At 72.3% G+C, this 20478-nt stretch carries 21 protein-coding genes and 1 tRNA gene; 16 read left to right on the forward strand and 6 right to left on the reverse strand.

All coding sequences use genetic code 11. From position 1 onward, the window contains the following. Positions 1-59: 59 nt before the first annotated feature. The 3 genes from ACF09J_RS21455 to ACF09J_RS21465 form a co-directional block, all read right to left on the reverse strand. Positions 60-719, reverse strand: a complete 660-nt coding sequence (locus ACF09J_RS21455) for a LuxR C-terminal-related transcriptional regulator (protein ID WP_392307181.1) — start codon at positions 717-719, stop codon at positions 60-62. A gap of 230 nt (positions 720-949) precedes the next feature. Beyond that, positions 950-2317 carry a sensor histidine kinase gene (locus ACF09J_RS21460; protein ID WP_392307048.1) on the reverse strand — a complete coding sequence of 456 codons (1368 nt, stop codon included), beginning with the start codon at positions 2315-2317 and terminating at the stop codon, positions 950-952. 120 nt (positions 2318-2437) lie between these two features. Beyond that, on the reverse strand, positions 2438-3691 hold the full coding sequence (locus tag ACF09J_RS21465; protein ID WP_392307049.1) for a sensor histidine kinase: 1254 nt from the start codon (positions 3689-3691) through the stop codon (positions 2438-2440). Between the two features lie 215 nt (positions 3692-3906). Between ACF09J_RS21465 and ACF09J_RS21470 the strand changes: the two genes are divergently transcribed. The 11 genes from ACF09J_RS21470 to htpX all read left to right on the forward strand — a co-directional run bounded on the left by ACF09J_RS21470 (position 3907) and on the right by htpX (position 15279). Further along, on the forward strand, positions 3907-4314 hold the full coding sequence (locus ACF09J_RS21470) for an NADH-quinone oxidoreductase subunit A (protein WP_141359431.1): 408 nt from the start codon (positions 3907-3909) through the stop codon (positions 4312-4314). After that, positions 4305-4922: an NADH-quinone oxidoreductase subunit B gene (locus tag ACF09J_RS21475; RefSeq protein WP_392307050.1), complete on the forward strand. Its 618-nt coding sequence runs from the start codon at positions 4305-4307 to the stop codon at positions 4920-4922. Before ACF09J_RS21470 ends, ACF09J_RS21475 begins: the two co-directional genes overlap by 10 nt. Continuing rightward, positions 4919-6529, forward strand: a complete 1611-nt coding sequence (locus tag ACF09J_RS21480) for an NADH-quinone oxidoreductase subunit C (protein ID WP_392307051.1) — start codon at positions 4919-4921, stop codon at positions 6527-6529. The genes ACF09J_RS21475 and ACF09J_RS21480 overlap by 4 nt, the downstream gene beginning before the upstream one ends. Beyond that, positions 6526-7494, forward strand: a complete 969-nt coding sequence (locus tag ACF09J_RS21485; protein ID WP_392307052.1) for an NADH-quinone oxidoreductase subunit H — start codon at positions 6526-6528, stop codon at positions 7492-7494. The genes ACF09J_RS21480 and ACF09J_RS21485 overlap by 4 nt, the downstream gene beginning before the upstream one ends. Before the next feature lie 2 nt (positions 7495-7496). Beyond that, entirely contained in the window at positions 7497-8048 is a 552-nt protein-coding gene (locus ACF09J_RS21490) for a NuoI/complex I 23 kDa subunit family protein (protein WP_392307053.1), read from the forward strand. Continuing rightward, positions 8045-8665 carry an NADH-quinone oxidoreductase subunit J gene (locus ACF09J_RS21495; RefSeq protein WP_392307054.1) on the forward strand — a complete coding sequence of 207 codons (621 nt, stop codon included), beginning with the start codon at positions 8045-8047 and terminating at the stop codon, positions 8663-8665. Before ACF09J_RS21490 ends, ACF09J_RS21495 begins: the two co-directional genes overlap by 4 nt. Further along, the gene (gene nuoK / locus ACF09J_RS21500) at positions 8665-9057 is read left to right on the forward strand and encodes an NADH-quinone oxidoreductase subunit NuoK (protein ID WP_392307055.1); all 393 of its coding nucleotides are present in this window, start codon (positions 8665-8667) and stop codon (positions 9055-9057) included. Before ACF09J_RS21495 ends, nuoK begins: the two co-directional genes overlap by 1 nt. After that, entirely contained in the window at positions 9054-11048 is a 1995-nt protein-coding gene (locus ACF09J_RS21505; RefSeq protein WP_392307056.1) for an NADH-quinone oxidoreductase subunit L, read from the forward strand. The genes nuoK and ACF09J_RS21505 overlap by 4 nt, the downstream gene beginning before the upstream one ends. Before the next feature lie 6 nt (positions 11049-11054). Next, entirely contained in the window at positions 11055-12629 is a 1575-nt protein-coding gene (locus ACF09J_RS21510) for a NuoM family protein (protein WP_392307057.1), read from the forward strand. Beyond that, a complete protein-coding gene (locus tag ACF09J_RS21515; protein WP_392307058.1) occupies positions 12626-14149 on the forward strand; it encodes an NADH-quinone oxidoreductase subunit N in 1524 nt (507 codons plus the stop codon). The genes ACF09J_RS21510 and ACF09J_RS21515 overlap by 4 nt, the downstream gene beginning before the upstream one ends. A gap of 266 nt (positions 14150-14415) precedes the next feature. Next, positions 14416-15279: a zinc metalloprotease HtpX gene (gene htpX / locus ACF09J_RS21520; RefSeq protein ID WP_392307059.1), complete on the forward strand. Its 864-nt coding sequence runs from the start codon at positions 14416-14418 to the stop codon at positions 15277-15279. A gap of 40 nt (positions 15280-15319) precedes the next feature. On the opposite strand, the gene ACF09J_RS21525 is transcribed toward htpX, so the two are convergent. After that, positions 15320-15721, reverse strand: a complete 402-nt coding sequence (locus tag ACF09J_RS21525; protein ID WP_392307060.1) for a YccF domain-containing protein — start codon at positions 15719-15721, stop codon at positions 15320-15322. 165 nt (positions 15722-15886) lie between these two features. After that, positions 15887-17146, reverse strand: coding sequence for an APC family permease (locus tag ACF09J_RS21530; RefSeq protein ID WP_392307061.1), 1260 nt, complete (start codon positions 17144-17146; stop codon positions 15887-15889). 246 nt (positions 17147-17392) lie between these two features. On the opposite strand from ACF09J_RS21530, the gene ACF09J_RS21535 reads away from it, so the two are divergent. Further along, the gene (locus ACF09J_RS21535) at positions 17393-17659 is read left to right on the forward strand and encodes a GlsB/YeaQ/YmgE family stress response membrane protein (protein ID WP_141359418.1); all 267 of its coding nucleotides are present in this window, start codon (positions 17393-17395) and stop codon (positions 17657-17659) included. A gap of 89 nt (positions 17660-17748) precedes the next feature. Here the strand turns inward: ACF09J_RS21535 and ACF09J_RS21540 are convergent, their stop codons facing one another. Next, positions 17749-18237, reverse strand: coding sequence for a YajQ family cyclic di-GMP-binding protein (locus ACF09J_RS21540; protein WP_392307062.1), 489 nt, complete (start codon positions 18235-18237; stop codon positions 17749-17751). Between the two features lie 244 nt (positions 18238-18481). Here ACF09J_RS21540 and ACF09J_RS21545 point away from each other — a divergent pair. The 4 genes from ACF09J_RS21545 (at position 18482) to ACF09J_RS21560 (ending at position 20467) form a co-directional block, all read left to right on the forward strand. Next, a tRNA-Tyr gene (locus tag ACF09J_RS21545) sits at positions 18482-18563 on the forward strand. A 228-nt stretch (positions 18564-18791) separates the two neighbouring features. Continuing rightward, positions 18792-19415 carry a DUF1990 family protein gene (locus tag ACF09J_RS21550; protein WP_392307063.1) on the forward strand — a complete coding sequence of 208 codons (624 nt, stop codon included), beginning with the start codon at positions 18792-18794 and terminating at the stop codon, positions 19413-19415. A gap of 354 nt (positions 19416-19769) precedes the next feature. Further along, a complete protein-coding gene (locus tag ACF09J_RS21555; protein WP_392307064.1) occupies positions 19770-20114 on the forward strand; it encodes a hypothetical protein in 345 nt (114 codons plus the stop codon). Next, complete coding sequence (locus tag ACF09J_RS21560) at positions 20111-20467, forward strand: hypothetical protein (protein WP_392307065.1); 357 nt, start codon at positions 20111-20113, stop codon at positions 20465-20467. The genes ACF09J_RS21555 and ACF09J_RS21560 overlap by 4 nt, the downstream gene beginning before the upstream one ends. Positions 20468-20478: the final 11 nt, after the last annotated feature.

Here is a 20478-nt window from a genome sequence, read left to right on the forward strand (position 1 = left end):
GTTCGCATGCTGGACGTACCGATGAGACGGCTCGCAGGCTCCGAGACAGTGTCGGACGATCACGAGTTCAGATAGGTGAGCACGGCCAGAACACGCCGGTGATCCCCATCACTTTGGGACAGTCCGAGTTTGAGGAAGATGTTGCTGACGTGCTTCTCGACCGCGCCGTCGCTCACCACGAGCTGGCGGGCGATCGCCGAGTTCGTCCGGCCCTCGGCCATCAGACCCAGCACCTCCCGCTCCCGCGGGGTGAGCCCGGCCAGCACGTCCTGCTTGCGGCTGCGGCCGAGCAACTGGGCGACGACCTCCGGGTCCAGGGCCGTACCGCCCTCGGCCACCCGGACCACCGCGTCCACGAACTCGCGGACCTCGGCCACACGGTCCTTGAGCAGATAGCCGACCCCGCGGCTGGAACCGGCCAGCAGCTCGGTGGCGTACCGCTCCTCCACGTACTGCGACAGCACGAGCACGCCCAGCGCGGGGTGCGCCTTGCGCAGCTGCACCGCGGCCCGGACCCCCTCGTCGGTGTGCGTCGGCGGCATCCGCACGTCCGCCACGACGACGTCCGGCAGCGCCTGCTGGTCGTGCAGCTCCGCGATGGTCTTGATCAGCGCCTCGGCGTCCCCGACGCCCGCCACGACCTCGTGCCCGCGGTCGGTCAGCAGCCGGGTCAGGCCCTCCCTGAGCAGCACTGAATCCTCGGCGATGACCACCCGCACCCTGTCCTCCACGATCCTCGGCCCCCCACAGCCTCGCCCCACGGCCTTCCGTGCGACACGGTCCAGCATTCCAGTATTCGGACCGTGCCGCGCCCGGGCCAGGGGAAGTGTAGGGAGGCGACCACATCTTTCGGCCTGCCGCCCGCGACCGGTGCGGCCGCGGGCGGCAGGCCGCCGTCAGCAGACTTCGGGGGCGCTCCGCGCCGCCGGAGCAAGGGGCCGGGGCGTGCTCAGCGCCGCCAGGGCAGTTCCGCCGTCACCCGGGTGGGGCCCCCGGGCGGCGAGTCCACGACCAGGATCCCGTCCACGGCGTCCAGCCGTTCGGCCAGTCCGGCGAGGCCCGACCCCTTGGACACGTCCGCGTTCCCGACCCCGTCGTCCTCGACCTGGAGCATCAGCCGGTCCTCCGTCCGCCAGACGTCCACCGAGGCGGACCGTGCCCCGCTGTGCTTGCTGATGTTCTGGAGCAGCTCGGAGACCGTGAAGTACGCGATGCCCTCGATGGCTGCCGCCGGCCGCTCGGCCAGATCGACCTCCACCCGCACCGGAACTGTGCAGCGCGAGGCCACCGCCGACAGGGCCGCGTCCAGACCGCGGTCCGTCAGCACCGCCGGGTGGATGCCCCGCGCCAGGTCCCGCAGCTCCTGCAGCGCGGTCTTCACCTCGCCGTGCGCCTCGTCCACCATCCGCGCCGCCGCCTGCGGATCCTCCGCCAGCTTCTCCTTGGCCAGACCCAGGCCCATGGCCAGATTGACCAGCCGGGCCTGCGCCCCGTCGTGCAGGTCCCGCTCGATGCGCCGCAGGTCCGCGGCGGCCGTGTCCACCACGACTCCGCGGTCCGACTCCAGCTCCACCACGCGCGCCGACAGCCGCGACGGCCCCAGCAGCCCGTACACCAGCACCCGGTCCACCATCGTCAGCGCCCGCACGATCCACGGCGTGGCCAGCGTGAACAGCAGCCCCACCAGCGCGGTCACCGTGATCTCGAACGGGTTGTCCAGATAGACGCCGTGATGACCGTCGCCGTAGAGCTGGAGCCCGCCCTGGCCGGCCCACATCGGGAACACCCAGAACCACAGCGGATACGTCAGCAGGCTCCAGCCCAGCGTCCAGAAGACCAGCGACACCGTGAAGGAGAACACCGCCCACGGGAAGTGCAGGATCGCGTAGAGCAGGGCCCGCCAGGAGGAGCCGCTCTTCAGCAGGGCCCCCGTCCAGGCCAGGACGCCCGGCTTCGTCGCCCGCAGCGGCTGCGGCTCGGCCACCTCAAGGCCGAGCAGCCGGCGCGCCCGCGCCCGCTCCAGCACGCCGAACAGGCGGCAGCCGCCGAGCGCCGCCGCGAGCACCGGGACCCCCAGGAACGTCACCAGCAGGCCCGCGCCCAGCGACACCATGGTCACCGCGTACGTGAACAGCATGATGCCGATCGGCAGGTTCAGCAGCACATATCCGAACTCGCGCCAACTCCGGGCCTCGAACGGCGCCCGCAGCCCGGCCGGCAGCAGGTGCCGTTCCCGGCGGGTGCCACCGTCGTGGAACCCGCCCGCGCTGTAGGGCCCGTACCCCGGTGCGTGCTGCGATCGGTACTGGGTGGCCATCGGCGTCGTCCCGTCCCCTCGTTCGGTGTTTCCTACGGCTGTTCCGCCGTACTCCCAGGGTGCTCGGCCCCGTCCGGCGGGACCATGGAGCACGTCGGCCTCTTGGGCGGGGGGTTTTCCCTACCTCAGGCCGGGGGCGCCCCTGCCGGAGGCGGCCGCGCCGGACCCGGCCGGGCCCGCCCCCTCCGTGCGGTCCCGCCACGGCAGCTCCGCCGTGACCGTCGTCGGACCGCCCGGCGGCGACTCGACGACGAACAGGCCGTCGACCGCGTCCAGCCGCTCGGCCAGACCGCGCATGCCCGTCCCGCCGTCCAGCCGGGCGCCGCCGCGGCCGTCGTCCCCGACCTGGATCAGCAGCCGGTCGTCGGTCCGCCACACGTCGACGGACGCGGTGCGCGCCCCGCTGTGCTTGCTGACGTTCTGGAGCAGTTCGGAGACCGTGAAATAGGCGATGCCCTCGATGGCCGCGGCCGGACGCGCCTCCAGGTCGACCGACACCTGCACCGGAACCGTGCAGCGCGAGGCCACCGACGAAAGGGCCGCGTCGAGGCCGCGGTCGGTCAGCACGGCGGGATGGATGCCGCGGGCCAGGTCGCGCAGCTCCTGGAGCGCGAGCTTCACCTCACCGTGGGCCTCCTCGACCATCGCGGCGACATGTTCGTCCGACTGGCCCTCCAGCAGCTTCTCCTTGGCCAGACCCAGGCCCATGGCCAGATTGACCAGCCGGGCCTGCGCCCCGTCGTGCAGGTCCCGCTCGATGCGCCGCAGGTCCGCGGCGGCCGTGTCCACCACGACCCCACGGTCCGACTCCAGCTCGGCGATGCGCCGCTCCAGCTCGTCGGACGGCGACAGCAGGCCCCGCACCATCGCCCGGTCCACGTTCGCCAGGCCCCGCGCGATGAAGGGCAGCACCGGCCAGAGCACGAAGAGCGAGGTCAGCGTCACCGCGAAGGTGAGCACGCCCCAGGGCATCCGTATGAAGTGGTACAGCGACGAACGCCAGCCCACCGGGTCCTTCAGCGACGTCCAGATCCGCCCGACCAGTCCCTTGGAGCCGTGCAGCGACAGCGGGCTCGGCTCGTCGATCCGCACCCCGAGCAGCGCCCGTGCCCGCGACCGCTCCAGCCGGCCCAGCAGGCGCGAGCCCGTCAGCCCGAGCGCCAGCAGCGGGAAGCCGATCACGTTGAGCGTCAGCGCGCTGCCGGTCACCAGCACCGTCACCACGTAGACGAAACCGAGCAGCGACACTGGCAGATTCACCAGGAGATGCGTGATCTCCTTCCAGGTGGGCAGGTCGTAGGCGAAACGAGCCGGTGGCAGCCGGTCCTCGGCGCCGTCTGCCGCGGGATCTGCGGCGGGGATGCGAGCGGTCATAGGGGCCAGCGTGCCGTGCGGCGGCCGACGGCGCCATGAGGTGGGCCGCCCTCACCCGACGGGGGAAAACCCCACCTTCGCGTCCCACGGTGCGACGGGCTGCTTACCCGTCCTTTATCAGGGCCTAGACTCCCGTGCGTACAGATCGTCGAACAGCCGAACAGCACGGGGCCGGGGAAACGGGTCCGACAGGGCCAGGGAGTGAGGAACGGACGGTGCGGGAGACGTTGCGGGGGTCGACCGCCGTCGTCGCGGCGGACTACTTCCAGTCCTATTCGGTCGTCGGACTGCTCGCCCTCGTCGGCGTGCTGTTCGTCGCCGTCGCCTTCGGAGCGGGACGCCTGCTGCGCCCGGTGGTCCCCACCCCGGAGAAACTGCTGACGTACGAGTGCGGCGTCGACCCCGTCGGCGAGGGCTGGGCGCACACCCAGGTCCGCTACTACGTCTACGCCTTCCTGTACGTGATCTTCGCCGTCGACTCGATCTTCCTGTTCCCCTGGGCGACGGTCTTCGCCGCCCCCGGCTACGGCGCGACGACGCTCGTGGAGATGTTCATCTTCCTCGGCTTCCTGGCCGTGGGCCTGCTGTACGCATACAAGAAGGGCGTCCTGGCATGGACGTGACCCCCCGCACCCCCGAACCGGTAGCGTTGCCGGAGCCGAAGCGGCTGGGCGCGCTCTCCCGGCTCGCCCCGGAGCCTATGAAGGTCGTCCTGAACTGGGGGCGGCGCTACTCGCTCTGGGTCTTCAACTTCGGCCTCGCCTGCTGCGCGATCGAGTTCATCGCCGCGTCGATGGCACGGCACGACTTCATCCGCCTCGGCGTGATCCCGTTCGCGCCCGGGCCCCGCCAGGCCGACCTGATGGTGGTGTCCGGCACGGTCACGGACAAGATGGCCCCAGCGGTCAAGCGGCTGTACGAGCAGATGCCGGAGCCCAAGTACGTCATCTCCTTCGGCGCCTGCTCCAACTGCGGCGGCCCCTACTGGGACTCGTACTCCGTCACCAAGGGCGTCGACCAGATCATCCCGGTGGACGTCTACGTCCCCGGCTGCCCGCCGCGCCCCGAGGCGCTGCTCCAGGGGATCCTGAAACTCCAGGAGAAGATCGCGCGCGAGTCGCTGGGGGAGCGGTACGCGACCGGGGCGGCCCGTCCTTCGACGGCGGCGCTGCAGAGCGGGCTCGTACGGCCGCCCGCCGCCGCGACCACCGGCGAGGGGGACCCGCGATGAGTGGGGCCGGCTGGCTGCCCGCGCCCGTCGAGGAACTCTTCGGGACCGGGGCCACGGCGGAGGAGTCCTACGAGGTCCTGACGGTGGACGTGCCGCCGGAGACCTGGGTCTCCGCGCTGCTGACCGCCCGCGACGAGCTGGGCTGCACGTACTTCGACTGGCTGAGCGCCGTCGACGAGCCGGGCACGGGCTTCCGAGTCTCGGCCCACGTCGTCGCCCTCGACCCGGTACGCCGTCTGCTGGTGCGTACGACGGTTCCGCACGAGGAGCCCGTCCTGCCGACCGCGGTGGACGTCTACGCGGGTGCCGCCTGGCACGAACGGGAGACGCACGAGATGTTCGGCGTCTCCTTCCAGGACCATCCCGGCCTGGATCACCTGCTCCTGCCGGAGACCTTCGAGGGCCACCCCCTGCGCAAGGACTTCGTCCTCGCGGCCCGCGTCGCCAAGGCCTGGCCGGGCGCCAAGGAACCGGGCGACTCGGACCACGGCGGGCCCAAGCGCCGCCAGATGCTCCCGCCGGGCGTGCCCGACCCCAACGAGTGGGGCCCCCAGAAGGGCCAGCTCCCACCGGCCCCGTCCCGCCCCGCCCGGGGCGCGGCCCGGGCGGCGGGCGACCGCCCGGCCCGCCGCACCCGCACGGCGGCGGAGGGCTCCACGGGCCAGTCGGCCACGGCACCCGCGGCCACGGCACCCCCCGCCGGGCCGCGCCGAATGCGCAGCGCCGGCGAGGGCTCGGCAAGCCAGGCGGCCCGCCGCGACGAGGCGGCGCCCGAGATTGCCGCGGCGGCGGAGACCGGGGTGGCGGCCGAGCGCGCCGCGACCGCGGCGCAGGCGGCGCCGAAGGCCGGGCCGGCCGCCGAGGACACGCGGGGAGACGGCGTCCGCCGCCCGGCGACTGAGGACGCGGTGACGCGGCCGGAGGGCGGGACGGCCGAACGCACGGAACGTGCGGCGGCGGAGTCCGCGGCCGCACCCGAGGGCGCGGCGGAGGTTCCCGCCGACGCCAACGACGCGCCCCAGCGCGCCGCGGCTCAGGGCAGGCCCGGTGACGGCGGCCGCCGCCCGGAGGCCGACAGCGCGGCGGCGCGGCGCGAGAGCGAGACGACGGAACGCACGGACGCCGCGGCTGAGGGCACGCCCGAGGACGGCGGCCGTCAGTCGGCGGCGGAGTCCGCGGACGGTGCCGAAGGCACGCCCGGGCGCGACGGGGCCGTCGGCCGCGAGAGTGCCGCAGAGGAGGCGGAGGCCGGTACGGCCGCGCGGGCCACGGAAGGCGAAGGCGCGGCCGCGGACGTGCCGGCCGAACCCGCCGCAGGGGGCCGGCGCGCGCGCAGCGCGGCCGGCGGATCCGCGTCGCAGCGGGCCGGGGCCACGGGATCCCGGCGGGCGCGCAGCGCGAGCGAGGGCTCCGCGTCGCAGCGCGGGCAGGCGGCGGCCCGGAAGCCGCCCACGGCGCCGCGCAGCTCGGACGCCCCCTGGCACCACGCCCGCCCGGCGTTCGACGAACCCGGACACGAGCCGGAACCAGGGCCGTCCCCCGAGGACGACCCCGACGCCACGAACCCCCACACCACCCCCGACGACCCGGAAGGAGGCCCGCAGTGAACGATGCCCTCGACGTCGCCCTGCGACTCCTGATCGTCTTCGTGGTGTTCCTGACCTTCCCGCTGATCGTGGGGCAGACCGAGCACAAGGTGATGGCGCACATGCAGGGCCGCCTCGGCCCCATGTACGCCGGAGGCTTCCACGGCTGGGCCCAACTTGTCGCGGACGGCGTGAAGTTCGCGCAGAAGGAGGACGTGGTCCCGGCCGGCGCCGACCGCCGCGTCTTCCAGCTCGCCCCCGCCGTGGCCCTGCTGCCCTACCTCCTCGTGCTGCTCGCCATCCCGATCGGCCCCGGCGAGGGCGCGGTCGGCCAGGTCCTCGACGCGGGCATCTTCTTCGTGCTCGCGGTCATGGCCATCGGCGTCCTCGGCTCGCTGATGGCCGGCTGGGCCTCCGCCAACAAGTTCTCCCTCCTCGGCGGCCTGCGCACCGCCGCACAGCTCCTCGCCTACGAGCTGCCGATGCTGCTCGCCGCCGCCTCCGTCGCGATGGCGGCCGGCACGGTCTCCCTGCCCGGCATCGTCCACGCCTTCCACTGGTGGTGGCTGCCCTGGCAGATCGTCGGCGCGATCGTCTTCTTCGTCGCGGGCCTCGCCGAACTGCAACGCCCGCCGTTCGACATGCCCGTCGCCGACTCGGAGATCATCTTCGGCGCGTACACCGAGTACACCGGTCTGCGCTTCGCCCTGTTCCTGCTCGCCGAGTACGCCGGGATCGTCGTCCTGTGCGGCCTGACCACCGTCCTCTTCCTGGGCGGCTGGCACGGCCCCTGGGGCGCCGAGGGCCTCGGCTGGGTCTGGACCCTGCTGAAGACGGCGCTCCTCGCCTTCGTGGTCATCTGGCTCCGCGTCACCTACCCGCGGCTGCGCGAGGACCAGCTCCAGAAGTTCTCCTGGACCCTCCTCGTCCCCCTCTCCCTCGCCCAGATCGCCCTCACCGGCATCGTCAAGGTGGTGATCCAGTAGCCATGGCACCCATCCCCGGCAGCGGCCTGGCCAAGGGCCTGGCCGTCACCCTCCGCACGATGACGAAGAAGACCGTCACCGAGCAGTACCCCGACGTCCAGCCCGACCTCCCGCCGCGCACCCGCGGCGTCATCGGCCTGTTCGAGGAGAACTGCACCGTCTGCATGCTGTGCGCCCGCGAGTGCCCGGACTGGTGCATCTACATCGACTCCCACAAGGAGACGGTCCCCGCGGCGACCCCCGGCGGCCGCGAACGCAGCCGCAACGTCCTCGACCGCTTCGCCATCGACTTCTCCCTGTGCATGTACTGCGGTATCTGCATCGAGGTCTGTCCCTTCGACGCCCTGTTCTGGTCCCCGGAGTTCGAGTACGCCGAGACCGACATCCGCGAACTCACCCACGAGCGCGACAAGCTGCGCGAGTGGATGTGGACCGTGCCCGCGCCGCCCGCCCTCGACTCCGGCGCCGAGGAGCCCAAGGAGATCGCCGCCGCCCGCAAGACCGCCGAGAAGCTGGCGGCCGCGCAGGCCGAACCGCGGGAGGGGGACGCGTGAGCATCGCCGCCGCAAGCCACGGCTTCCTCTCCCCGACCGGTGTCGAGATCGCCTTCCTCCTGGTCGGCCTGGTCACCTTCGGCGCCGCCCTCGTCACCGTCACCACCCGGCAGCTCGTGCACGCCGCCCTGTGGCTGGTGGTGACCCTCGGCGGCCTCGCCGTGGAGTACCTCCTGCTCACCGCCGAGTTCATCGCCTGGGTGCAGGTCCTCATCTACGTGGGTTCCGTCGTCGTCCTCCTCCTGTTCGGTCTGATGCTCACCAAGGCGCCCATCGGCCGCTCCCCGGACGCCGACTCCGGCAACCGCTGGGCCGCCCTGACCGTGGCCGTCGCCGCCGCGGCCGCCCTGGTCTGGGTGGTCGTCGACGCCTTCCGCGCCACCTGGATCGACCTGGACGGCGCCGCCGCGGGATCGACGAAGGTCACCGGCGAGAGCCTGTTCCAGAACTGGGTCCTGCCCTTCGAGGCCCTCTCCGTCCTGCTCCTGGCCGCGCTGGTCGGCGCGATCGTCCTGTCCCGCAGGGCGAAGGCGGCCGACGCCGCCGCCCGAGCCGCTGCCGCCGCCCCCGCCCCGGGCGCCGACGGCGACGCGGGTGCGAAGGAAGGTGTCCGCTGATGCACCTCGCCTATCCCGCCGTGCTCTCCGCCCTCCTGTTCTGCACCGGCCTGTACGGCGTCCTCGCCCGCCGCAACGCGATCCTGGTCCTGATGTCCGTCGAGCTCATGCTCAACGCCGTCAACCTCAACCTGGTCGCCTTCGACGTCTGGCTCAGCAGGGCCGCGATCGAGACCCTGCACTCCGGTCAGGCCCTGACCCTGTTCACCATCGCCATCGCCGCCGCCGAGATCGGCATCGGCCTGGCGATCGTCCTCGCCGTCCACCGCAACCGCGGCACCTCGGACATCGACCGGCTCCGCGACTCCGCCGAGGGCCCCGACGACTCCGACGACGGCCCCCACGGCGCCGCGACCCCGGAGGCCGCTGAGAAGGCTGAGGCCACCGCGTGACCACGACCACCCTCGCCGTCCTCGTTCCGCTCCTTCCGTTCCTCGGCGCCGTGGCCGGCCTGCTGCTCGGCCGAACCGCGCCCGGCTTCGTCCGCCCGCTCGCCGTCCTGCCGACACTCGCCTCCCTGGTCCTGGCCGTGCTGGTCGCCGCGGACCAGGGCGGCGGCCGGGCCGTCGACGCCGCCACCGAGCTCACCCCCACCGGCTCGGTGCCCGTCGAACTCGCCCTGCACATCGACGGCTTCGCCGCGCTCGTCGCCGTCCTGGTCGGCGTCGTCGCCACCTGCGTGCAGATCTACTCCACGGGCTATCTGCGCGACGACCCGCGCTACCCCTCGTACGCCGCGCTCGTCTCCCTGTTCACCTCCGCGATGCTGCTCGTCGTCTACTCCGGCGACCTGATCGTGCTGCTGGTCGGCTGGGAGGTCATGGGCATCTGCTCCTACTTCCTGGTCGGTCACTACTGGGAGACCCCCGAGGCCCGCGCCGCCTCCATCAAGGCCTTCCTGGTCACCAAGCTCGGCGACGTCCCCTTCCTGATCGGCCTGTTCGCGCTCGGCACCGACGCGGGATCCTTCCGGATCACCCGGGTCCTCGGCACCGTCGCGAGCGGCGGACTGCACCACCCGACCCTGATCGCCCTGCTGCTCCTCGCCGGCGTGGCGGGCAAGTCGGCGCAGTTCCCGCTCCACACCTGGCTCCCCGACGCCATGGCGGGCCCGACGCCCGTCTCCGCGCTGATCCACGCCGCGACGATGGTCGCCGCCGGTGTCTACTTCGTCGCCCGGCTCCTCCCCGTCTTCCAGGCGTCCTCGGCCGCGATGGTCGTCCTCGCCGTCATGGCCGCCGTGACGATGGCCGGATCGGCGCTCGCCGCGCTCGCCCAGGACGACATCAAACGCGTCCTCGCCTACTCGACGATCGGCCAGCTCGGCTACATGACCGGCGCGCTCGCCGTCGGCGACCGCGGCGCGGCCGTCTTCCACCTCCTGTCGCACGGCGCCTTCAAGGCGCTGCTGTTCCTTGCGGCCGGCGTGATCATCCACGCCTCCGGCACCAACTCGCTGGCCGCCATGTCCCGCATGAGCAACCTGCGCGCCCGCGTCCCGGACGCCTACTGGACGATGACCGTGGCGCTCCTCGCGCTCGCCGCGCTCCCTCCCTTCAGCGGCTTCTTCTCCAAGGAGTCCGTCCTCGGGGCCGCCGAACACGTGGCCACCGGTCCCACCGGCCACGCCCCCGCGGCGGCGGGCTGGAGCGTCCTCGTGGCCGGCCTCGTCACCGCCCTGCTCACCGGCGCCTACGCCATGCGCCTGTGGCTGCTGGCCTTCCGCGGCCGGGGCGCCGAGGCGCCCGACCACGGCAGGCAGCCCCTCGTCATGAACGCCGTGCTCTGGGTGCTCGCCATCCCGTCCCTCGCCTTCGGCGGCCTCGCCTTCCGCCTCCTGCCCGGATGGTTCGACGGCCGCGACCTGACCCCGACGCTCGTCACCTCCGTCCTCGGCACCGGCGTGGCCCTGGTCGGCGGCATCGTCATCTACGGGGCCTGGCAGCACACCACCGCGCTCGCCGCCCGGACCCCCCTCGGCGCCGTCGCCGCCCACCCCGAGGGCGACGCCGCACTCGTGGAGGCCGAGGCCATCGCCACCCACACGCCCGCGTACGGGGACATCGCCCACGCGCCCGACCCCGCGGACCCCGGACGGCTGCTGCTCGGGCCGCTGCACCGGCACGCGGCCGTCGGCTTCCACCTCGACGCCGTGTACGCGGCCCTCTTCGTCCGCCCGGTGCTGGCCGGGGCGAGCCTCGTCCGGTTCCTCGACCGGGAGGTCGTCGAGACCTACGTACGCGGTGCGGGAGCCGTACCCCGCCTGCTCGGGGCCGCCGTACGGCGCGCCCAGACCGGCAATGTGCAGACCTATGTGAGCGCGCTGCTCGCGGGCACCGTCGTCCTGGCGGTCGCCGCCGTCCTTCTGGCCACGGGAGCGTGAGCAGGCGTGATCGATATCAACGAGTCCGTGATGCAGTTCCTTCTGGCATTCCTCGTCGCCGGCCCGCTCCTCGGCGCGCTCGCCGCCCTCCTGCCCGCGCCGCCGGGACTGAAGGGGAAGTCACCCGAGCAGGCCGTGCTCCGGCACGGCGTGACCGTCACCGGCGCGATCCTCGCCGCCGCGATCGTCCTCGCGGCCGGCTTCGACCACGCCCACCCGTCGAAGATGCAGGCCACGACCGACATCAGCTGGATCCCCGCACTCCATGTGCACATCCACCTCGGCGTCGACGGCATTTCCCTCCCCCTCGTCGTACTGACCGCGCTCCTGACCTTCCTCTGCGCGCTGTACTCCTACTTCAAGCCGCCCACGGGCCCCACCCCGAAGGCGTTCGTCGCGCTGCTGCTCCTGCTCGAGTCCGGCACCCTCGCGACCTTCGCCGTCCTCGACCTGCTGCTGTTCTTCCTGGCGTTCGAGATGGTCCTCATCCCGATGTACTTCCTCGTCGCCCGCTGGGGCGGCGAGGGCCGTCAGGCCGCCGCCTGGCGGTTCATCCTCTACACCCTGCTCGGCTCGGTCGTCATGCTGCTCGGCCTGCTCCTCGTCGGGCTCAGGGCCGGCACCTTCGACATGGTGGCACTCGCCACTGACAACGGCCGGTCACTGACCGCGTCCGTGCAGGTCATCGCCGTTCTGGCGATCGGCATCGGACTCGCGGTCAAAACACCGATGTGGCCGCTGCACAGCTGGCTGCCGGACGCCCACACCGCCGCCCCGACCGTCGGCTCGGTGCTGCTGGCCGGCGTCCTGCTGAAGATGGGCACGTACGGGTTCGTCCGCATCCTGCTGCCGATCGCACCCGACGGCTTCCGCACCTTCGCGCCCTACCTCGCCGCCCTCGCCGTCGTCGGCATCATCTACGGATCCCTGGCCTGCCTCGCCCTCGCCAGGCGGGGCGCGAAGGGCGACCTCAAGCGGCTCATCGCCTACTCGTCCGTCGGCCACATGGGCTTCGTCCTGCTCGGCATCGCCACCATGACCCCCACCGGCGTGAACGGCGCCCTGTTCGCCAACATCGCCCACGGCCTCATCACCGGCCTGCTGTTCTTCCTCGTCGGCGCGCTCAAGGACCGCACCGGCACCACCGACCTCGACGCCCTGGCAGAGAAATCGGGTGCCGCGCTGTACGGAAAGGCCCCGCGCCTCGGCGCGCTCATCGCCTTCGGCGCCGTCGCCTCCCTCGGACTGCCGGGCCTCGCCGGGTTCTGGGGCGAGATGCTCGCCCTGTTCGGCTCGTTCCGGCCCGCCGCCGACCTCAGCCGGCCCGCCTTCCTCACCTTCATGGCGATCGGCGCCTTCGGCACCCTGCTGACCGCCGCGTACATGCTCGTCGTGGTCCGCCGCGTCTGCATGGGCGACGTACCGCGGCAGGCACCCCGGCTCGCCGACGTCCGCGGCTACGAGTTCGCGGCCTGGACCCCGCTCGTCGCCCTCACCGTCCTCGCCGGACTCTGGCCGAAGGCCCTGCTCGGGCTCACCGACCCGGCCGTGCAGCAGCTCCTCGCAGGAGGCACCCGATGAGCGCCCTGGCCCAGACGGCGGCCCAGTCGGTGGTCCAGTCCGTCGACTGGCTCGCCGTCGCGCCGCCCACCCTGACCGCGGTGATCGCCCTCGTGGTCCTCGTCGCCGACCTCTTCCTGCCGGAAGCGCGCAAGCCGCTCCTCGGCTGGCTCTCCGTCGCGGGACTCGCCGCCGCCGCGCTGCTGCTCCTGCCGCTCCTCGACGGCCACCGGGCCACGTTCTGCCATACCGGCCACCCCGACCTCTGCAGCTACACCGCCGACCGCTTCACCCTCGTCATCCAGTTCCTCGTCCTCGGCGGCGCCCTCCTGACCGCCCTGCTGTCGGTCACCGCGCTGAAGGACGCGCGCAGGGCACTGCCCGAAGGGGAGTTCTGGTTCCTGCTGCTGGCCTCCGCCGCCGGTGCCGCGCTCCTGCCCGCCGCCCGCGACCTGGCGACCCTCGTCGTCGCCCTGGAGGTCGCCTCCCTGCCCGCCTTCGCCCTCGTCGGCCTCCGGAGCGGCGACCGCAGGTCCTCCGACGCGGCCCTGAAGTTCTTCCTGTCCTCGGTCACCGCCACCGCCGTCAGCCTGCTCGGCGTCAGCTTCGTCTACGCCACCACCGGCACCCTCTACCTGACCGGAATCGCCGAACGCATCCAGCACGTCGACGGACAGTTCCACACGCTCGCCCAGACCGGAGTCGTCCTCACCCTCGTCGGCTTCGCCTTCAAGACGGCCGCCGTCCCCTTCCACTTCTGGGTGCCCGACACCTACGTGGGAGCCCCCCTGCCGATCGCCGCCTACCTGTCGGTCGTCGGCAAGGCCGTCGGCTTCACCGGACTGATCCTCGTCACCGTCGTCGCCTTCCCCTCGTACTCCGGCGCCTGGGGTCCCGCGATGGCCGTGCTCGCCGCGCTCACCATGACCATCGGCAACGTCGGCGCCCTGCGCCAGCAGGCCACGCGCGCGTACAGCGCGGTACGGCTGCTCGCCTGGTCCTCCGTCGGCCAGGCCGGCTACCTCCTGGTGCCGATCGCCGCCGCCGGCTACTCCAGGGACCCGCAGAAGTCGATCGGTTCCACGGTCGCCTACGCGCTCATGTACGCCGCCGTGAACATCGGCGCCTTCGCCGTGGCCGCGCTCGTGGGCCGTACGAGGGAACGCAACCGCGTCAGCGACTACCGCGGCCTGTACGCCACCAACCCGGCGGCCGCCCTGCTGCTGGCGTTCTTCCTGCTCTGCCTGGCCGGCCTTCCGCCGGGCGTCATCGGGCTGTTCGCCAAGGTCACCGTGTTCTCCGCGGCCGTCGACGCCGGACTCGGCTGGCTCGCCGTCGTCATGGCCGTCAACGTCGTCATCGCGCTGTTCTACTACCTCCAGTGGACGGCCCTGCTGTTCCGCGCCCCCGAGGGTGAACCCGTCCGGTACCGCGTTCCGGCCCCTCTCACCGCCGCCCTCGCCCTGACGGGCGTCCTCGGCGTAGCGCTCTCCGGCGCCCCGCAGCTGGTGCTGCGCTTCGCCGGTACCGGCCTGTTCTGAGCACCCGGGGCCCCGCCGCGCGCGCGTAGGGGTCACCTGGGCCCGCCACGCGCACGCGTGCCGCCCGGCCCTCACGCGCGCGTGCCGCCCGGTGCCCGCTCACCCGGACGGCCCGCGCGCCGACGCACCCACCAGGGAACCCGTGGCCGCCGCCTGGCGTTGACCAGTTCGGAAGGGTCCACTGGACGTGACAACCACACGGCACCGGTGGAGTCGAAGCGCAGCAAGCGAAGGGTTCCCCTGCCGCACCACTTGGAGGGCGTACCGTGCACCGCCGGCACAACGGGCTCAGGACCGCAGTCCTCCTCGGGGGACTGTCCGCAATCATCATCCTCATCGGCAGTTTCTTCGGCCGTACCGGCCTGATCGTCGCGGTCCTCGTCGCCCTCGGCACCAACGCGTACGCGTACTGGAACAGCGACAAGCTGGCGCTGCGCGCCATGCGGGCCCGCCCGGTCAGCGAGTTCGAGGCACCGGCCCTGTACCGGATGGTCCGCGACCTCTCCACCCAGGCCCGCCAGCCCATGCCCCGCCTGTACATCTCCCCGACCGAGGCGCCCAACGCCTTCGCGACCGGCCGCAACCCGCGCAACGCCGCCGTGTGCTGCACCGAGGGCATCCTGCGCATCCTGGACGAGCGCGAGCTGCGCGGCGTCATCGGCCACGAGCTCAGCCACGTCTACAACCGCGACATCCTCATCTCGTCCGTCGCCGGCGCGCTGGCCTCCGTGATCATGTTCCTGGTCAACTTCGCCTGGCTGATCCCGATCGGCCGCTCCGACGACGACGAGGGCCCCGGCCTGATCGGCATGCTCCTGATCATGATCCTCGGCCCGCTCGCCGCGTCCCTCATCCAACTGGCCATCAGCCGTTCCAGGGAGTACGAGGCGGACGCGTCAGGCGCCCGGCTCACCGGCGACCCGCTCGCCCTCGCAGGCGCCCTGCGCAAGCTGGAGACGGGCACCCAGCAGCTTCCGCTGCCCCCCGAGCCGCGCATCGAGACGGCGAGTCACATGATGATCGCGAACCCGTTCCGCCCCGGTCAGGGACTGTCGAAGATGTTCTCCACGCACCCGCCGATGGCGGAGCGCATCGCCCGGCTCGAGCAGATGGCCGGCCGCCGGCTCTGAGACGACGGGGGACGAGACGACCGGGGACGAGGCGTGCCGCTCAGCGCCCGCCGAACCCGTTGTCCGTCCGCACCACTTCACGCCCCAACGGCATGAGCGAGGCCGGGATGAGCTTCAGGTTGGCCCATCCGAAGGGGATGCCGATGATCGACAGGAACAGCGGGATGCTGGTGATCAGGTGCCCCAGCGCCAGCCACCAGCCCGCGAAGACCAACCAGATCACGTTGCCGACGAACGACGCGGCCCCGGCCCCCGGACGCTCCACCGCGTCGCGGCCGAACGGCCACAGGACGAACCCCGCCAGGCGCAGCGACGCGATGCCGAACGGGATGGTGATGATCAGGACGAAGCAGATCAGCGCGGCGATCAGGTAGCCGATCGCCATCCAGATGCCGCAGAAGACCAGCCACACGAGATTGAGCAGCAGGTTGATCACCTTCATGATCGGCATCCTCCAAGGTCGTTCAGGGTCGTTTCCGCCGGCACTGCCTGCTGACCCAAGTATCAGCGCTGTCAGGGGAATCGGGGGTGGTCCGGGGCTCCCTTGTAGCGCGATCGGGAACGTTCGGAGACGATCCCGCGGCGCACCGGCGCCGCACGCTCCGCCCTACCGCGCCGCCCGCCACCGTCGAACGCCGTACGAGGCCATGCCCGCCGCCAGCACCCCGCCGCCCACGGCCACCGAGAGCCACGGCAGGGCGAACGCCAGCGTCACGCATCCGACGAGGCCCAGGGCCGGCACCGCGCGCCGGGCGGGAGCGGGGTCGAGGGTCCAGGCGGAGGCGTTGGCGATCGCGTAGTACGCCAGGACGCCGAAGGAGGAGAAGCCGATCGCGCCCCGGACGTCGACCGTCGCGGCCAGCACCGCGACCACGGCGCCCACGGCCAGCTCCGCCCGGTGCGGCACCTGGAAACGGGGGTGCACGGCCGCCAGCACGCCGGGCAGATGCCGGTCCCTGGCCATGGCCAGCGTGGTCCGCGAGACGCCCAGGACCAGGGCGAGCAGCGACCCGAGGGCGGCCACGGCGGCCCCGGCCCGCACCACCGGGACCAGGCCCGGCGCCCCGGCCGCGCGCACCGCGTCGGCCAGCGGTGCCGCCGCGCGGCCCAGCCCGTCCGGCCCCAGCACGGAGAGCGCGGCCACCGCCACGCACACGTACACGGCCAGGGTGATGCCGAGGGCGAGCGGGATCGCGCGCGGGATCGTGCGCGCGGGATCCCGCACCTCCTCACCGAGGGTCGCGATCCGCGCGTACCCGGCGAAGGCGAAGAACAGCAGCCCGGCCGCCTGGAGGACGCCGCCGGCGCCGACGGAGCCGCCGACGGCCGCCCGGTCGGCGGCGGAGGCGCCGGAACTCAGACACGCCACGACCACGGCGGCGAGGACCGCCAGCACGACCGCCACGATCGCACGCGTCAGCCAGGCGGACTTCTGGACGCCGCCGTAGTTCACGGCGGTCAGCGCCACCACGGCCGCGACCGCCACCGCGTGCGCCTGCCCCGGCCAGACGTACGCGCCCACGGTGAGTGCCATCGCCGCGCAGGAGGCCGTCTTGCCGACGACGAACGCCCAGCCCGCCAGGTGCCCCCAGAACATGCCGAGCCGTTCCCGCCCGTACACGTACGTGCCGCCGGAGGCCGGATACCGGGCGGCCAGCCGTGTCGAGGAGGTGGCGTTGCAGTAGCCCACCACGGCGGCGACCGCGAGCCCGACGAGCAGCCCGGGGCCCGCCGCGCGGGCCGCTGGACCCAGGGCGGCGAAGATCCCGGCGCCGATCATCGAGCCGAGCCCGACGACCACGGCGTCCCCGACCCCGAGGGTGCGCCGCAGCCCGGGCGGGGAGGGGGCAGCAGCGGACCGAGTCATGGTCCGAACCCTACTGACCTGTGCGATCGCGGCCGACCGGTGCAACCGCGGGACGCGGCCGCGGCGTCCTCCTCCACGACGCGCTCCTGGCGCGAGACGCACACGCGTGTGGTAGGCACGATCACAGCACGTGACACGCACGACACGAACGACGCGCGGCCTGCGGGCGCAGCAGCACAGCCTGTCCGAACCGAACGCGAGGCACCGGGACAGTGCAGGCACGGCGTGGAAGGGCAGGTTCAGAGCATGGGCATCATCAGCTGGATCATCCTGGGGCTCCTGGCCGGCGCCATCGCGAAGCTCCTGCTGCCGGGGCGCGACCCGGGCGGCTTCATCGTCACGACCCTCATCGGCGTCGCCGGGGCGTTCCTCGGCGGCTGGATCTCCGCCCGCTGGCTGCACCACCCGATCAGCAGGCAACTCTACGACGGCGCCACCTGGGCCGCCGCGATCGGCGGCTCGCTCGTGCTGCTGATCGCCTACCGCATCTTCTTCGGCAACTCGCGCGACTGAGTGGGAGACGCGGCCGAGTGGGAAAAGGGTGGGCACCGCGCAGGTGCCCACCCTTCGCTCTGTCCTCTGCTCTGTCCTGCCGGTCTGTCCTACCGGTAGTTCACGAACTGGAGCGCGAAGTCGAAGTCCTGGCCCTTCAGCAGCGCGATCACGGTCTGAAGGTCGTCGCGGCTCTTGGAGCTGACGCGCAGCTCCTCACCCTGGACCTGGGCCTTCACGCCCTTGGGCCCCTCGTCGCGGATGAGCTTCGCGACCTTCTTCGCGTTGTCCTGGGAGATGCCCTCCTTGATCGACGCGAAGAGCTTGTACTCCTTGCCGGAAAGCTGCGGCTCGCCCGCGTCCAGGGCCTTCAGGGAGATGCCGCGCTTGATCAGCTTGGACTGGAAGACGTCGAGCACTGCCTTCACCCGGTCCTCGGAGTTCGCCTCCAGGAGGATCTTTTCACCGGACCACGAGATCGAGGCGCCCACGCCCTTGAAGTCGTAGCGCTGCGAGATCTCCTTGGCGGTCTGGTTGAGGGCGTTGTCGACCTCCTGCCGCTCGACCTTCGAGACGATGTCGAAACTGGAGTCGGCCATGTCCTGTGGCTCCTTGCATCGGGGTGTGTCGGGGTGCCTGTCGTGTCGGATGCGTGCCGGCGGGCGTGGGGGGAGGCCGCCGGTCCCGGCCTGCGGGTCGCGGGTCGCATCCGCACCAGCCTAGCCATCCCGGGCGGTCACGGCCGCCGATCAAAGGGGTGGCAGAGCACCCCTCGGCATCGGGTATTGTTTACGTCGTTGCCGGGGAGCCCGCCGAAAAGCGGTTCGACCGGCAGCATCCCAAGGCGGTGTGCCCGAGCGGCCAAAGGGAGCAGACTGTAAATCTGCCGGCTCAGCCTTCCCAGGTTCGAATCCTGGCGCCGCCACACGACCGAAAGGGTCTGTGACCAGCAGCAATGCTGATCACAGACCCTTTCGTCGTTCACGGGCCCGACCCTGGACACGGCTGGCTCACCCCACGCTGGATCAACTAGAGCTTGCCCAAAGCGGATTCCTTTGGCCCGTGGAACGACCGTCTGGCCGACCGTCGACCGTGCGGCGGGGGCACCGCCGCGTTACGATCACGGCCCGCCCGCACGCCCCACAGGAGCGTCATGCCCCACAGCCGTACGGGACGCGGCCCGTCAGCCGGCGCACTCACCTACGGCCCGGCCGGGGCGACCCGACCCGCCGACGAGCCATGGCCGTCGCGGAACACAGGTCTGCGCCCCTATGCCCGTACCGTCGTCATCGGCCGCGGGGAGGCGGACTGGCAAGCCGCGGCGGACGCGGTGCTGCGATGGGGCGTCAAGCGGCGCAGCGGCTTCACGGTCAGTGGCCGCGACGGTGCAGGAGAGCGGGTCGTCGAGGGGGCGGAGTACCAGGTCACTGCGGCATTCGGTCCATGCGTGGTGCGGGAGCCGGTCCGGGTCGTCGCCATTGTCGACACCCCGGACCGCTGCGGCTTCGCCTACGGCACCCTGCCCGGTCATCCCGTCAGCGGTGAGGAGGTCTTCATCGTCCACCGGTCCCCCGACGGCACGGTCGCGCTGACGATCCGCTTCCTTGACCGGTGCCGCCCCGCACGGGTGGTGGCGCCCGGTGTTCCCGGTGCTGCTGGTCGCGCAGCGGGTGTTCCGGCGACGTTATCTGCGCACCCTGCTGCCCGGGCGGGTAGCGGACGTGAAGTGACCCGCCGCCTCTGTGGGGCAGGCATGGGGCTCGATCTGGCCCATTGAGCGCAAGTGCTGGTCGCGCCGTGCTGCTCACGCAGTCTGTAAATCCCCCGGTGGGCGACAGATCCTCTGCGAGGCGCCACCGCGAGTCCCCATGTCCCCCCGCAGCGGCAGGGCGAAGGCAACCCGCAGGCCGTAGCAGGCATACGGAGCCCGCTGGGGTGATCTCGACGCCCCTGGATGTTCATGAGAAGTGACGTCAGGGTGCCCACATTGCCGGATACCGGAAAGCAGTCGCGCAGGCGTCTGCCGTACCCGGTAAGTGAGGGGCCGCGTCCGGGCGGTCATCATGATGAGCCGGGGGCCTGGCGTTGGGAGGTCCGCCGGAGGTGAGAGAGGAAGGCCGGGGGCGGGACCGTGACAGAGGTGTTCAGCAGGGCCTGGGACGTGCTCATGGTGGCTGTGGGGCTGGGCTGCGTGTGGTTGGGATGGCGGGCCGCGCTCAGGCCGCGCCGGCCACCGGAGCCGATGCGGGGACCTGTGTGGGTGGTCCTCGCCTGGGGGCTCGGCTATGTGTTGCTCGGGAACTCCCTCACCATCGAGTCGGTGACCCTGGTGGCCGGCGGGGAGCCGGGCTGGCCGGCGGACGTGATGCGTTGGGTTGCCGGACCGCTCGCGGTCGGCTCGATTCTGGCGGCGTTCCTGTCCCGGCGGTGGGAACGGCGTCGGGCCCGGGCCATGAATGAGGGGCGGCAGGCGTGAACCGGGCCGTCACCTGGAGTGAGGCGGCGCTCGTGGCCGTTGCCTGCTGGGCGGTCAGCGGTCTGGGATACGGCGTGCTCGCCGCCCTCGACGCGCCGCACGTGCCCGTTGCGCCCCTCATCGTCATGTGGCTTTCCCAGTGGTTCTGGGCGAGCCACCGCTTTTGGCTGGCCGGGGTCGCGGCGAGCATCGCGGGGTCTGTCGTGCTGTTCGCTCTCGTCGACGTCCTGCGTCCGGGTCTGGGCCGCTACGTTGCGGACGCGCTGGCCACGGGGGCCGCGGCGTCGGTCGCCTTGGTCGTCTTCACCCTGGTCGGCCGCGGAGTGGGACGCCATCGTGGCGCGGAACGCTGACCAGTTCGTGG

Origin of the sequence: Streptomyces sp. NPDC014889 (genome assembly GCF_043081205.1) — a bacterium.
Classification (GTDB): Bacteria; Actinomycetota; Actinomycetes; order Streptomycetales; family Streptomycetaceae; genus Streptomyces.